12 protein-coding genes are annotated in these 13,121 nt (G+C 61.1%); 4 read left to right on the forward strand and 8 right to left on the reverse strand.

The annotated features are described in order from the left end of the window. The first annotated feature begins 216 nt into the window (after positions 1–216). On the forward strand, positions 217–1,152 hold the full coding sequence (locus tag AC6CIA_RS15785; protein WP_339531867.1) for a chemotaxis protein CheV: 936 nt from the start codon (positions 217–219) through the stop codon (positions 1,150–1,152). Between the two features lie 63 nt (positions 1,153–1,215). Then, positions 1,216–2,022 (forward strand): MOSC domain-containing protein, encoded by an 807-nt coding sequence (locus AC6CIA_RS15790; protein WP_498313297.1) that lies wholly within the window; start codon positions 1,216–1,218, stop codon positions 2,020–2,022. A gap of 64 nt (positions 2,023–2,086) precedes the next feature. Here the strand turns inward: AC6CIA_RS15790 and ppnP are convergent, their stop codons facing one another. The 8 genes from ppnP to AC6CIA_RS15830 form a co-directional block, all read right to left on the reverse strand. Next, positions 2,087–2,371, reverse strand: coding sequence for a pyrimidine/purine nucleoside phosphorylase (gene ppnP / locus AC6CIA_RS15795; protein WP_498313299.1), 285 nt, complete (start codon positions 2,369–2,371; stop codon positions 2,087–2,089). A gap of 48 nt (positions 2,372–2,419) precedes the next feature. After that, positions 2,420–2,962, reverse strand: coding sequence for a 3'-5' exonuclease (locus tag AC6CIA_RS15800; RefSeq protein ID WP_498313301.1), 543 nt, complete (start codon positions 2,960–2,962; stop codon positions 2,420–2,422). 71 nt (positions 2,963–3,033) lie between these two features. After that, a complete protein-coding gene (locus AC6CIA_RS15805; RefSeq protein ID WP_498313367.1) occupies positions 3,034–4,968 on the reverse strand; it encodes an acetyl/propionyl/methylcrotonyl-CoA carboxylase subunit alpha in 1,935 nt (644 codons plus the stop codon). Positions 4,969–5,171: 203 nt separating this feature from the next. Beyond that, positions 5,172–5,951 (reverse strand): enoyl-CoA hydratase/isomerase family protein, encoded by a 780-nt coding sequence (locus AC6CIA_RS15810; protein WP_498313369.1) that lies wholly within the window; start codon positions 5,949–5,951, stop codon positions 5,172–5,174. Continuing rightward, positions 5,951–7,108 (reverse strand): citronellyl-CoA dehydrogenase, encoded by a 1,158-nt coding sequence (gene atuD / locus AC6CIA_RS15815; protein WP_498313303.1) that lies wholly within the window; start codon positions 7,106–7,108, stop codon positions 5,951–5,953. Before atuD ends, AC6CIA_RS15810 begins: the two co-directional genes overlap by 1 nt. A gap of 20 nt (positions 7,109–7,128) precedes the next feature. Beyond that, positions 7,129–8,745, reverse strand: coding sequence for a geranyl-CoA carboxylase subunit beta (atuC, locus tag AC6CIA_RS15820; protein WP_498313305.1), 1,617 nt, complete (start codon positions 8,743–8,745; stop codon positions 7,129–7,131). A gap of 3 nt (positions 8,746–8,748) precedes the next feature. After that, positions 8,749–9,618 (reverse strand): SDR family oxidoreductase, encoded by an 870-nt coding sequence (locus AC6CIA_RS15825; RefSeq protein ID WP_339531860.1) that lies wholly within the window; start codon positions 9,616–9,618, stop codon positions 8,749–8,751. Between the two features lie 12 nt (positions 9,619–9,630). Beyond that, entirely contained in the window at positions 9,631–11,409 is a 1,779-nt protein-coding gene (locus AC6CIA_RS15830) for an acyclic terpene utilization AtuA family protein (RefSeq protein WP_498313307.1), read from the reverse strand. A 155-nt stretch (positions 11,410–11,564) separates the two neighbouring features. On the opposite strand from AC6CIA_RS15830, the gene AC6CIA_RS15835 reads away from it, so the two are divergent. Further along, entirely contained in the window at positions 11,565–12,188 is a 624-nt protein-coding gene (locus tag AC6CIA_RS15835; protein ID WP_339531858.1) for a TetR/AcrR family transcriptional regulator, read from the forward strand. Positions 12,189–12,287: 99 nt separating this feature from the next. Then, positions 12,288–13,085, forward strand: coding sequence for a substrate-binding periplasmic protein (locus AC6CIA_RS15840; RefSeq protein ID WP_498313309.1), 798 nt, complete (start codon positions 12,288–12,290; stop codon positions 13,083–13,085). The last annotated feature ends 36 nt before the right edge of the window (positions 13,086–13,121 follow it).

Consider the following 13,121-nt stretch of genomic DNA (forward strand, 5'->3'; position numbering starts at 1 on the left):
CCTAGGGGAATCCCCTACGAGACGGAACCTCGTGGCGAATTCAAGGTCGCGCCTGTGTGTTTAAGGGTGAAGGCAGAAGTGAGTTCAGTAAAGCATGATGTCAGTGTGACATCAATGTATTTGCATGGCATTTTAAGGGGAGTCAAGGTCCGGCAAATGCCGCCGATAACCTTGCTAATAGAGCAGTAAAATTCTTTCGCGCATCAGGAGTCCTTAATGGCCGGCATTCTCGACACGGTAGATCAACGCACGCAATTGGTGGGTGAGAATCGCCTGGAGATCCTCATGTTTCGCCTGGCCGGGCGCCAGTTGTTCGCAATCAACGTGTTTAAAGTGCAAGAAGTCCTGCAATTGCCCAAGCTGACGCTGATGCCGCAACGTCATCCCTTTGTCTGTGGAGTGGTCAATTTGCGTGGCCAGACGTTGCCGGTTATCGATCTGTCCCAGGCCATCGGCATGCGGCCATTGGTGCCCGGCCCTGGCAGCACGATTATTGTCACTGAGTACAACCGTTCGGTGCAGGCGTTCCTGGTGGGCGGCGTCGACCGCATCGTCAATATGAACTGGGAAGCGATCCTGCCGCCGCCGACCAGTGCTGGCCGCCAGCATTACCTGACCGCCATCAGCAAGGTCGACGATCAGTTGGTGGAAATCATCGACGTGGAGAAAGTCCTGGCGGAAATCGTGCCTTACAACGCCAAGGTTTCCCGGGAAAAGTTGGAGGACCCGGTACTTGAACGTGCGCGTGGGCGCGAAGTGCTGCTGGTGGATGACTCCAATGTAGCGCTGTCGCAACTGCGTGACACGCTGGGCCAGTTGGGGGTGAAGATGCACATCGCCAGTGATGGTCTCAAGGCTTTGAATATGCTCAAGGGCTGGGCGGACAGCGGCCAGGTGATGACTGACAAGCTGCTGATGATTTTCACCGATGCCGAAATGCCTGAAATGGACGGTTATCGCCTTACCACCGAGATCCGCAACGATCCGCGCCTGCGTAGCCTGTATGTGGTGCTGCATACCTCGTTGTCGGGCAGCTTCAACGAATCGATGGTGAAAAAGGTGGGCTGCGACAACTTCCTCTCCAAATTCCAGCCAGACAAGCTGGTGGATGTGGTGCGTCAGCGCCTTATGTTGGATGAAGCGGCGTCCTGATCTTTTTGATTCTCTCCACGGGCTCGTATAGGGTGGCGGCTTTGCCCACAGGAAAGCAGGCTCATGCTGCGTCTTAGCGCGTTGTATCGGTACCCGTTGAAGTCTGGCAGGGGCGAAACCTTGCCGCATATCGGCCTGGACAAGCTCGGGCTGAATGGGGATCGACGCTGGATGTTGGTTGACGAGGCCAGCGGGCGTTTCCTGAGCCAGCGCGCGGTGGCGCGGATGAGCCAGTTGTCTGCGCTCTGGAACGCCGACGGGGGCTTGACCTTGAGCGCCAGCGGCATTCCGGCAATGCATGTGCCGTTGCCCGGCGTTGATGCTCAATTGCGTGGCGTCACCCTCTGGCGCGACACCTTTCGGGTGCCTGACGCCGGCGACGCTGCGGCAGCCTGGGTCAGTGATTTCGTCGGCAAGCCCACGCGCCTGGTACATCTCCCGCTGGAGCGCGCGCGCGCCACGGCAGCCGGTTATGGCAAGGATCATGATCAGGTGGCTTTCGCCGACGGTTTCCCTTTGCTGCTCATTGGCCAGGCCTCCCTTGACGACGTGTCGCAGCGCATCGGCCGCCCCATGGAAATGCTGCGCTTTCGCCCTAACCTGGTGGTCGAAGGCGGTGAGGCGTTTGCCGAAGACAGCTGGAAGCGGGTGCGGATCGGCGATGTCGAGTTTCGCGTGGTCAAGCCCTGTTCGCGTTGCATCCTGACCACCCTTGATCCGCAAACCGGGGCGCGCAGTGCAGACCGCGAACCCTTGACCACGCTCAAGACTTACCGTGAACGGGACGGTGACATTCTGTTTGGCCAGAATCTGGTCAACGACGGGGCGGGTCACCTTGAGATCGGGATGCCGGTGACGGTTCTGGAGTAGGTGATCGCGCAATGAAAAATGCCCGTCTCACAGGAGACGGGCATTTTTTTGAGTGCAAAAAAGCTTAGCCGCGGTATTCGCACAGGTAAGCGGTATCCACCTCAACCTTCAGCTGGAACTTGCTGTTGGCGGGCACATTGAATTGGCTGCCGGCTGCGAAGGTTTCCCAACTGTCGCTGCCTGGCAGCTTGACGGTCAGGGCGCCAGACACGACGTGCATGATCTCGCGCTGAGCGGTACCGAACTCGTATTCGCCCGGGGCCATGACGCCGATGGTCGCCGGACCTTCGGTTGTGCCGAAAGCGATCGACTTGACGGTGCCGTCGAAGTACTCATTGACTTTGAACATGGGCGAATCCTCGAAAAAAGGCGCAAGAAAGGCCGGCCAGTATGCCTTCTACACGGGCAAAATCAACGGCAGCAGGCGCGCAGTGTTGCGCGCATCTTCCAGTGCCCGGTGTTGCTGGCCGTTGAACTGCAACCCCGCCAGTTGCAGCGCAGCATTGAGCCCCAGTGGCTTGTCCAGGCGCCGAGCCTTGGCAAAACGCTGCTTGAGGTTCATATGCGGCGTTTGACTGAGAACGCTGGTCAGGCCGTGGCGCTGCCATTCGATCTCCAATTGCTGACGGTCGTAGTCGCCCCAACTGGCCCAACCTTCGAGGCGCGACCGATGCTGCCCGAGCCAGCGCTCGAACAGCGACCAGACTTCGCCCAATGGCGCGGCGCCGTCGATATGGGCCTGGCTGATGTGCGTCAACTGGCGGCAGAATGGCGTCAGCAACGGACGGCGCAGAGGGCGCACGAAGCGCTGGAAATGGTCCAGCTCGCGGCCCTGGCGATTGACCAGGGTTGCACCGATTTCGATGACTTCCATCTCGGTCACGGGCCAGCCGCCTTCATCCGTTGTGGCTTCAAGATCAATAATCAGCCAATGAGGCATCGCGGGTTCCCGTACTCTTCCTTTCCTGATGGGGATAGAGCGTAGCCAAGTCTGGTAGTTCCGCTCAGGGGCTACTCAATCAGCAGCAATACCTGGCGATTGCGCACTTGATCGCCCGTCGAAACTTGAATTTGCTTGACCACTCCGTCGATGCCCGCCTTGAGCGGGTGCTCCATTTTCATCGCTTCCAGCACCAGCAGCAGTTGGCCTTTACGCACTGGATCACCTTCGCGCACCTGCACCAGGGCGATGGCGCCGTCCATCGGCGCCTTTACCGTGCCACTCTGGGTTTCGGCCTGGCGGCTGGCCACGACTTGAGTTCGGTTGATCACCTGCAGGCTGCTGCCGGTAACGAAGAACCAGAGCTGTGCGTCTTGCAGGTGATAGGCAAGTCGACGGCGGATGCCGTTGAGGGTCAGGGTGGCCCAGCGTCCGTCGGTATCGAGGTCACGAATCTCGACACCGGCGATTTGCAGGTGATTGTCAGTCACTGCGTTGACACTCACTTCGGTGATTTCATCCTTGACCGCCAGGCGGTAGCTGCAGGGTACACTCGCGTTGTTGCGCCATCCGGCCAACGTCGGGGAATGCCTCCGGGCGCTGTGTCGGTAAAACAATGCGGCGGCCACCGCCAGTTGTTCGTTGGTGATCTGTCGGGCGGTGATTTCACTGAAGTGCGCGCCGATAAACCCGGTACTGAAATCCGCGGCGATAAAGCGCGGATGCTTGAGTAAATCCGCGAGCAACCGCTGATTGCTCGCCACCCCCAGCAATACACAGTCTTCCACCGCCCGCAGCAATTTGCGCCGCGCCTCTTCACGGGTTGCGCCATGGGCGATGATCTTGGCCAGCATCGGGTCGTAGAATGGACTGATTCGCTGGCCTTCAAGCAAGCCATGATCGATCCGCACAGCGGTGCCTGGTTCCCAGCGCAGCACATCGCCGGTTTGCGGCAGAAAACCCTCGCTCGGGTCTTCGGCGTAGAGTCGCACTTCCATGGCGTGGCCGTTAAGAGCCAGCTGTTCCTGGCGCAAGGGCAGGGGCAGGCCGGCGGCGATTTGCAGTTGCCAGTCCACCAGGTCCAGGCCGGTGATCAGTTCGGTTACCGGGTGCTCTACTTGCAAGCGGGTGTTCATTTCCAGGAAGTAAAACCGGCCACCCTTGTCCAGCAGGAACTCCACGGTGCCGGCGCCGACATAATTCACGGCGCGCCCGGCCTTGAGCGCCGCGTCGCCCATGGCCTGGCGCAACGCCGCGGTCATGACCGGGCAGGGCGCTTCTTCGATGACTTTCTGATGGCGCCGTTGTACGGAACAGTCACGCTCGCCGAGGTGGATCAGGTTGCCGTGGGAATCGCCGAACAGTTGTACTTCAACATGGCGCGGCTCGATCAGCGCTTGTTCGAGGATCAGTTCGTCGCTGCCAAAGGCATTCAAGGCCTCGGAGCGGGCGGTGTGCAACTGTTCCAGCAAGTGTTCGCCACTGTGTACCAGGCGCATGCCACGTCCGCCGCCGCCGGCGCTGGCCTTGATCATCAGGGGATAGCCGATGCGATCGGCTTCCTGTTGCAGCGTAGCGTCGTCCTGCGCGCGGCCTTGATAGCCGGCGATGCACGGGACACCTGCGTTGAGCATGGCGATTTTTGACCGGCGCTTGCTGCCCATCAGTTCGATGGCTGCGACGCTGGGGCCGATAAATACCAGCCCGGCGTCAGTGCAGGCGCTGGCGAACCCGGCGTTTTCCGAGAGGAAACCGTAGCCGGGATGGACGGCATCGGCACCGCTGATGCGCGCGGCGGCAAGGATGGCCGGGATGTTCAGGTAGGAACTATGTACAGGCGACGGGCCGATATTGACGGCTTCGTCGGCTATTTGTACGTGCAGGGCGTTGGCGTCGGCATCGCTGTATACCGCTACGGTGCGGTAACCCAGTTTCTGGGCGGTGCGCTGGATACGGCAGGCGATTTCACCGCGGTTGGCGATCAGGATTTTCTGGAAACTGGGCAATTGGGAACCCCTTGGTTTGATGGTGTACAGATCCGGTTTCACGATAGCGGCCTGTAGGAGCGAGCTTGCTCGCGAAGAACCGGAAGGCTCCTCGGAGCACCGGCTTTCCGGCGTTATCGTTAACGACCTTCGCGAGCAAGCTCGCTCCTACGGGGAGAGTGCGTTCGCGAAAGCGGGCTTTTTCAACGGGGCATGTAGAGGTTTCATTCAACCCAGCGCGGCTTGCGCTTGTGCACAAAAGCCCGAGTGCCTTCGATCCCTTCCTCCCCACTTACCGCCTCGGCAAACCACTGCGCCGCCTGATCCAGTACAGGCCCCAACGGCTGTCCGAGACTTTCCAGCAGCAACGCCTTGGTTCGCGCATTCGCCCGTGGCGCGCAACGCAAAACCTGGCCCAACACCTCATCCAGCCGCTGTGCCAATCCCTGCGCATCCTGCTCGACAAAATGCACCAGCCCCAGCCGCGCTGCCTCAACCCCATCAAACCGCGCCGCGGTCAACGCCAGCCGGCGCGCCTGCGTCAGACCGATACGCTTGACCACAAACGGTGCGATCTGCGCCGGCAGCAGACCGAGGCTGGTTTCCGGCAAACCGAACTGCGCTTGATGATCGGCCATCGCGATATCACTCACACACGCCAGACCCAGGCCGCCGCCCAGCACCGCGCCCTGCAGCACCACAATCACCACCTGCGGCAGCGCTTCGAGCTCTTGCAGCAGTGTCCCGAAGACCCGGTTCAAATCACGCAAAGCCTCGTGACTGGCGGCGCCGCTCATGTCCTTCACATCGCCGCCCGCCGAGAAGTGCCCGCCCGCGCCGCTGATCACCAGCGCCCGCACCTGATCGTCGCAGGCGACGTCCGCCAGCACGGCGCGCAACTCGCTGACCATTTGCAAACTCATGGCATTGCGGCTCTGCGGACGATTGAGGGTGATGTGCAGCACGCCGTTGTGGGGCTCCAGCAACAGCGTTTGACAGCACATCACGACTTTTTCCCCGGCAACGTGCCCATCAGTTTGCAGATGATCCCCAGCATGATTTCGTCGGCTCCGCCGCCAATCGACACCAGCCGCACATCGCGATAGGCGCGGGCCACCGGGTTGTCCCACATAAACCCCATGCCGCCCCAGTATTGCAGGCAACTGTCGCTGACTTCCCGGCCCAGGCGTCCGGCCTTGAGCTTGGCCATCGAGGCCAGTCGTGTCACGTCCTGGCCTTTGATGTACTGCTCGGTGGCCTGGTACACCAGCGCCCGCAGGCACTCGATCTCGGTGGACAATTCGGCCAGGCGAAAGTGGATCACCTGGTTGTCGATCAACGCCTTGCCGAAGGTCTGGCGTTCCTTGCAGTACTCGATGGTGCTGTCGATGCAGTATTCCAGGCCCTTGAGCATATTGGCGGCGCCGAACAGTCGCTCTTCCTGGAACTGCAACATCTGCATCATGAAGCCCGCGCCTTCTTGGCCGATCCGGTTGCGCTGGGGTACCCGCACGTCATCGAAAAACACCTGGGCGGTCTCCGAGCTGTGCATGCCGAGCTTTTCCAGGGCCGGACTGACGCTGACGCCCGGGGTGCGCATCGGCACCATGATCAAAGACTTGTTGATGTGCGGCTTGTCGTCGGAGGTGTTCGCCAGCAGGCAGATAAAATCGGCGCTGGGCGAGTTGGTGATCCACATTTTGCTGCCGTTGATCACGTAGTCGTCGCCGTCCTTACGGGCATGGGTTTTCAGGCCGGCCACGTCGGAACCGGCGCCGGTTTCCGAGACGCCGATACAGCCCACCTGTTCGCCGCTGATGGCGGGGCGCAGGAACTCATCGCGCAGTTGGTCGGAGCCGAAGCGCGCCAGGGCCGGGGTACACATGTCGGTCTGCACGCCAATGGACATCGGGATACCACCGCACCGAATGGTGCCGAATTCTTCGGCCGCGACAATCGAGTAGCTGTAGTCCAGGCCCATGCCGCCGAAGTCCTGCGGCTTGGAAATGCCCAGCAGGCCGAGGTCGCCGGCCTTGCGGAAAATCTCGTGGATTGGAAAGCGCCCGGCTTTCTCCCAGGCGTCGACGTGAGGGTTGATCTCGCGCTCGACGAAGGTGCGGACGGTGCGACGCAATGCTTCATGTTCCTGGGTAAAGATCATTTCTGTTCTGCTCCTGATCGTTAAAACCGCGCGGTACCAAAGCTGTTGGATTGCAATGGCCGCACCTGCGCTTCGTGGCAGATATCCAGCAAGAAACCCAGTAGCGTGCGAGTGTCCCGTGGATCAATCAGCCCGTCGTCCCACAGATTGGCGCTGCCATACAACGCGGTGGATTGGCTGTCGAGCTTTTGCGCGGTGACCTGCTCCAGCAGGTCGAGCACCTTGGGATCGGGCACCACGCCGTCCTTCAATTGCTTGGCCTCGGTGACGATCCGCAGCACCTTGCCGGCCTGCGCACCACCCATTACCGCCGTGCGGCTGTTGGGCCAGGCAAAGATAAAACGCGGGTCCAGGCCACGCCCGCACATGGCGTAGTTGCCGGCGCCATATGAGCCGCCGACAACCACGGTAAGCTTCGGCACGCGGGCATTGGCCACCGCCTGGATCATCTTCGCGCCGTGTTTGATCACGCCTTGCTGTTCCGATTCGGTGCCGACCATAAAACCGGTGGTGTTGTGGAAAAACAGCAAGGGTGTCTGGCTCTGGTCGCACAGCTGGATAAACTGCGCCGCCTTACTTGCACCTTTGGGTGTGATCGGGCCGTTGTTGCCGATAAAACCGCAGGCGCGGCCCTGGATGTGCAGGTGACCGCAGACCGTATGGGCATCGAACTCGCTTTTGAATTCCAGAAAGTTGGATGCGTCCGCCACGCGGGCGATGATTTCCCGTACGTCGTAAGGGTGTTTCGGATCCTCGGGGATCAGTCCCAGCAGTTCTTCAATCGGGTACAGCGGCTCGGCATAAGTGCGCGCCGGGTTGAGCGGCAACGCGTCATTCCACGGCAACAGGCTGACAATCTCGCGCACGATGCGCACACCGTCGGCGTCATTTTCCGCCAGGTATTCGGCGGTACCCGCGACGTGCGCGTGCATCTCGGCGCCGCCCAGTTCTTCATCCGTCGCCACCTCGCCGGTGGCGGCCTTGAGCAGCGGAGGGCCGGCGAGAAACAGCTTGGCCTTGCCGCGCACCACCACCACGTAATCCGACAGTCCTGGCTGATAGGCGCCACCGGCCGTGGCCGAACCATGCACGACAGTGATTTGCGGCAGGCCCATGGCCGACATGCGCGCCTGATTGGCAAAACTGCGCGCGCCTTCGACGAAAATATCCGCCGCATAATTAAGGTTGGCGCCGCCGCTTTCCGCCAGCGTCACTACCGGCAGTTTGTTTTCCATGGCGATCTGTTGCAGGCGCAGGGATTTTTTCAGACCCGAAGGTGAGATCGTCCCGCCCTTGATCGCGCTGTTGTTGGCCACCACCAGTACGCGCACGCCGCTGACATAACCAATCCCGGCGATCAGCCCGCCACCCGCTGTGCTGCCGTCCTTGTCGTCGTGCAGTTTGTAGCCGGCCAGGCTTGCCAGTTCGAGAAAGGGCGCGCCGGGGTCAAGCAACAGGTTGAGGCGTTCACGTGGCAGCAATTGCCCGCGTTTCTCGAACTTGGCCTTGGCCTCGGCGGCCTTGTTCAACAGGTTCTGTTCCAATTGGCGCAGTTGCTGAATGACGGTGAGCATCGCTTCACGGTTGCGGGCGAATTGCGCACTGTGGGCGTCGAGCTGTGAGTCGATGACCGGCATGGCTTATTCCCCCTTGAGCACATCCGGCAGGTACGCCCGGTGAAAGCCGTTGAAGGAAGCGTTCGCAGATTGGGCCTTGTGCAACGGCCAGGCGCGGCTACCGAGGCTGGCGGCGCCGTCGATGCGCAACGTGCTGCCGCTGATGAACGCGGCGGCGGGGCTGAGCAGAAACACAATCGCCGCGCTGACTTCCGATTCGGTGCCGATGCGCTTGAGCGGTACGTGTTCGCGCAGGGTCGGGATCACCGCCTTGAACGCGCCTTCGTAGGTGTCCATGCCGCTTGAGGCAATCCAGCCCGGCGCCACCGCGTTGACCCGCACCCCGGCGTAACCCCACTCGAATGCGGCAGTCTTGGTGAAGTTGTCCATGCCTGAGCGCGCCGCGCCCGAGTGACCCATGCCGGGCATGCCGCCCCACATGTCCGCGAGCATATTGACGATGGCGCCGCCGTGTTTACTCATCGATTGGTTGAACACTTCCCGTGCCATCAGGAACCCGCCGACCAGATTGGTGCGCAGTACCGTTTCGAAGCCTTTTTGATTGATCGACGCGAGAGGCGAGGGGTATTGGCCGCCCGCATTGTTCACCAGTCCATGGATCGGGCCGTGCGTTTCAATGATCTGGCTGACCAGGGCTTTCACCGCGTCTTCATCGCGAATGTCGCAAGCCTGGCAAGTGGCACGACCGCCATCCTCGGTAATTTCCCGCGCGACGCCTTGCAGCTTTTCAAGCTTGCGTCCGACCAGCACCACATGGGCGCCGAGCGCCGCCAGTTCATGGGCGGTGCAGCGGCCGATACCGCTGCCGCCACCGGTGACAATCACCGTCTGCTCGTGGAACAGGTCGGCTTTGAAGATCGAGTCGAAGGCCACGGCGTGCGTCCTTTAATTAAGTTGATCAGCGAGGTGCTGCGGTACGGCGACGGGAATTTCCAGCAGTTGCTGGGCGAACGCCTTGCCTTGAGGGTCAATGCGCAAGCTGGCGATCCCGCCACCGCCCAGAGCGTTTTCCAGGAGAAAATTCAGGCTGTGGCTGCCGGGTAGATACCAACGTTCCACGCGACCGTGAACCGGGTCGAGAACGTGACTCATCCAGTCGACGATAACTTCTGGCGTCAACGCCTCGGCAATCCACGGCAAGTATTCCGGACGACGCGCGATCACCCCGATGTTGCTGTGGTTGCCCTTGTCACCGGAGCGGGCCACGGCCAGTTTCACCAGCGCCACGCTGGCGTCGGCGCGACCTTCGGGTCTGGCTGGGGCAATCGGCGCGTGCGGGGTCTGCAGGGGCGCCACCCCAGGCAGCGCACACGGGTGACGCGCGCCTTGAAAGTCGACGCTCAATTCGCACGCGGACTTGTCGATCAGGAACGAGAACAAGCGGATCAGCGGATACACGGTCGGTCGGCCCCCGACAATCCCGGTCAGGCCAGGCGCCATGCCGGTGGCCGCCTGGGCGATCTCCCGGGCGAACAGCAGCAGCGCTTGTCTAGTCGGATGACGCACCGCCAGCTTGAGCACCACTTCGCGGCAATCCTGGCGTCGGCCGTGGGCGCCGTAAGTGGCTTCGCTGCCCAGCAGTTCAATATTGACCTCGGAGTAGGGTGCCCAGCCGCGCTGGCTGAACAGTGCCGACGTCTTGTTGATGATCGCCTGGCTGACCCGCTCGGCCTTGGCTACCGCGTCGATGCCGGCCAGCAGGCAACTGGCGGTGCAGCGAAAACCGTCGGGGTAGGTGGCGCTGACCTTGTATTGGTCGGTGGGCGGCAAGCCTTTCGCGCCGTGCAGGCGCACCTGGTGTTCGCCCTGTTGTTGCAGTTGGACCTGACTGAAGTCGCAGATCACATCCGGTAGCAGATAAGCGCGGGGGTCGCCGATTTCATACAGCAGTTGTTCGGCGACGCTCAGCTCGCTGATCAGCCCGCCGCTGCCGTCGACTTTGGTAACGCTGAAGTGCCCGTCGGCGCTCACCTCGACAATCGGAAAACCGATGTGTTCGTAATCCGGCACGTCGCGCCAATCAGTGAAATTGCCGCCGGTGCACTGGGCGCCACATTCGATGATATGGCCGGCCAACGCGGCCTGGGCCAACCGGTCATAGTCTTGCCATGACCAATTGAATTCATGCACCAGGGCGGCGCTGACCACGGCGCTGTCGACCACGCGGCCGGTGATCACGATGTCGGCACCCAGTTGCAGGGCCTGGACGATGCCCGGCGCGCCCAGGTAGGCATTGATGGAAACGCACATCGGCGGCAGAGGCGCGCCGCTGAACATATCGGTAACGCCTTGTAGCTGTTTGTGTTGCGGTTGCAGGTCGTCGCCCAGCAATACGGCGATTTTCAGCGGGATCTGCGCCTGGTCGCAGGCGGCTTGTAGCGCGGCGGCGCAGGCTTGCGGGTGGATGCCCCCGGCGTTGCTGATCACGCGAATGCCCTGGCGCTGGATGTCGGCCAGCAGCGGGGCGAGGACGTCGATGAAGTCCGTGGCGTAGCCGGCCTGGGGATCCTTCATTCGTGCTCCAGCGAGAATCGACATCGTGACTTCCGCCAGGTAATCGAACACCAGATAGTCCAGCGCGCCGCCCTGCACCAACTGCGCGGCGGCGGTACAGGTGTCGCCCCAGAATGCACTGGCGCAGCCGATACGAACGGTCTTGTGCATGAGAAGTCCTTCTCTGAAATCGCTGGATGGAGACTACCAAGCAAGCGCTTGGTTTGTAAACGATGTCGATAACTTTTACCCAAGCGCTTGCTTGGGTGGCTGTCACGGCCTAAATTGCCGGCCATGACGCAATCAAAGTAGTTGAGGAGAGCAGCATGGATGAGCAAAAAGCCCTGCTGGTAATGCGCGGCATGGTGGACGGTGGGCAACTGACCGACCCCGAGAGTGCCCGGGGCAAGTTGCTGCAAACCGCGGCTCACCTGTTTCGCAACAAAGGTTTTGAGCGCACCACGGTGCGCGATCTGGCCAGTGCGGTGGGAATTCAGTCCGGGAGTATTTTTCACCACTTCAAGAGCAAGGACGAAATCCTGCGGGCGGTGATGGAGGAAACCATCCTTTACAACACCGCGCTGATGCGCGCCGCCCTCGCAGAGGCCGGCAACGTGCGTGAGCGCGTGCTGGCGCTGATTCGCTGCGAATTGCAGTCGATCATGGGCGGCAGCGGCGAAGCGATGGCGGTGCTGGTCTACGAATGGCGTTCGCTGTCGGCCGAAGGCCAGGCCCAGGTGCTGGCGCTGCGGGATGTCTATGAAGACATCTGGTTGCAGGTTCTCGGTGAAGCCCGGCAGGCCGGGTACATCAAGGGCGATGTGTTTATCACCCGGCGTTTTCTCACCGGCGCCTTGTCCTGGACCACCACGTGGTTCCGCGCCCAAGGCAGCATGACCCTGGAGCAACTGGCTGACGAGGCACTGTTACTGGTCCTGAAGTCCGACTAGAGGCCCCGCGCAAGCGATTAATTGTCAGGGATAAAGTTGTCTCGCCAGACGAAAACGCCTAGCTTAGCGACATTACAGTTTTGAACGGTGTGTGCCTTGATGTTTTCGCCATTGCGGCTGGCTGCGGGACTTTCATTGTTGGCGATGGGCATGCTCTGGCAACTGCCGGTTTCGGCGGCGCAATTGGTGAGGATTGGTGCCGCGCATTTTCCGCCTTATACCGTGCGTCCGGAGCAGGGCGCAGACACTGGCTTACTGCCGCAGTTGGTGGAGGTATTGAACCGCAGGCAAACCGCCTACCGGTTTGTGCTGGTGCCGACCTCGATTCCCCGGCGTTTCCGTGATTTCCAGCAGGGCCGGGTCGACATGGCGATCTTTGAAAACCCGCAGTGGGGTTGGCAGGATATTCCTCATACAGCGGTCGATATGGGCCTGGAAGACGCGGAAGTGTTTGTCGCCCTGCGTGCGCCCGGTCGTGACCAGTCGTATTTCGCCGATCTTTCCGGCAAGCGCCTGGCGGTGTTCAGCGGTTATCACTACGCCTTTGCCGACTTCAACCCCGATCCCAAGAACATGGCGCGTCAGTTCAATGCCACGTTGACCTATTCCCATGACAGTAACTTGCTGATGGTCGCCCGTGGCCGCGCTGATATCGCGTTAGTGACGCGCTCTTACCTCAGCGATTTCATGGTGTACAACCTTGATATCGCCGGGAAACTTCTGGTCTCGGAGCGGATTGATCAGGTCTATCGCCACTACGCCCTGATCCGTCCCAAGGCCCCCATCAGCGGTGCGGCATTTGCCGGTTTGCTCTCGGAACTGCGCGACAGTGGCGAGTTGCTGAAGATCTTCGAACCTTACCGGATTGACGTCAGGCCTGTGCCTACCGTGCCATGAGCGAGGCAAGCTCGGCTTAAATTTTTCCCGTTGGCT

It is taken from the genome of Pseudomonas sp. GQ91 (genome assembly GCF_059758795.1).

Coding starts and splice junctions, on each gene's coding strand:
- atuD (WP_498313303.1), bottom strand. CDS start 7,108: ATGATCTTTACCCAGGAACATGAAGCATTGCGTCGCACCGTCCGCACC.
- AC6CIA_RS15830 (WP_498313307.1), bottom strand. CDS start 11,409: ATGCACAAGACCGTTCGTATCGGCTGCGCCAGTGCATTCTGGGGCGAC.
- AC6CIA_RS15810 (WP_498313369.1), bottom strand. CDS start 5,951: ATGTGCTGTCAAACGCTGTTGCTGGAGCCCCACAACGGCGTGCTGCAC.
- AC6CIA_RS15790 (WP_498313297.1), top strand. CDS start 1,216: ATGCTGCGTCTTAGCGCGTTGTATCGGTACCCGTTGAAGTCTGGCAGG.
- AC6CIA_RS15835 (WP_339531858.1), top strand. CDS start 11,565: ATGGATGAGCAAAAAGCCCTGCTGGTAATGCGCGGCATGGTGGACGGT.
- AC6CIA_RS15840 (WP_498313309.1), top strand. CDS start 12,288: ATGTTTTCGCCATTGCGGCTGGCTGCGGGACTTTCATTGTTGGCGATG.
- AC6CIA_RS15785 (WP_339531867.1), top strand. CDS start 217: ATGGCCGGCATTCTCGACACGGTAGATCAACGCACGCAATTGGTGGGT.
- ppnP (WP_498313299.1), bottom strand. CDS start 2,371: ATGTTCAAAGTCAATGAGTACTTCGACGGCACCGTCAAGTCGATCGCT.
- AC6CIA_RS15800 (WP_498313301.1), bottom strand. CDS start 2,962: ATGCCTCATTGGCTGATTATTGATCTTGAAGCCACAACGGATGAAGGC.
- atuC (WP_498313305.1), bottom strand. CDS start 8,745: ATGCCGGTCATCGACTCACAGCTCGACGCCCACAGTGCGCAATTCGCC.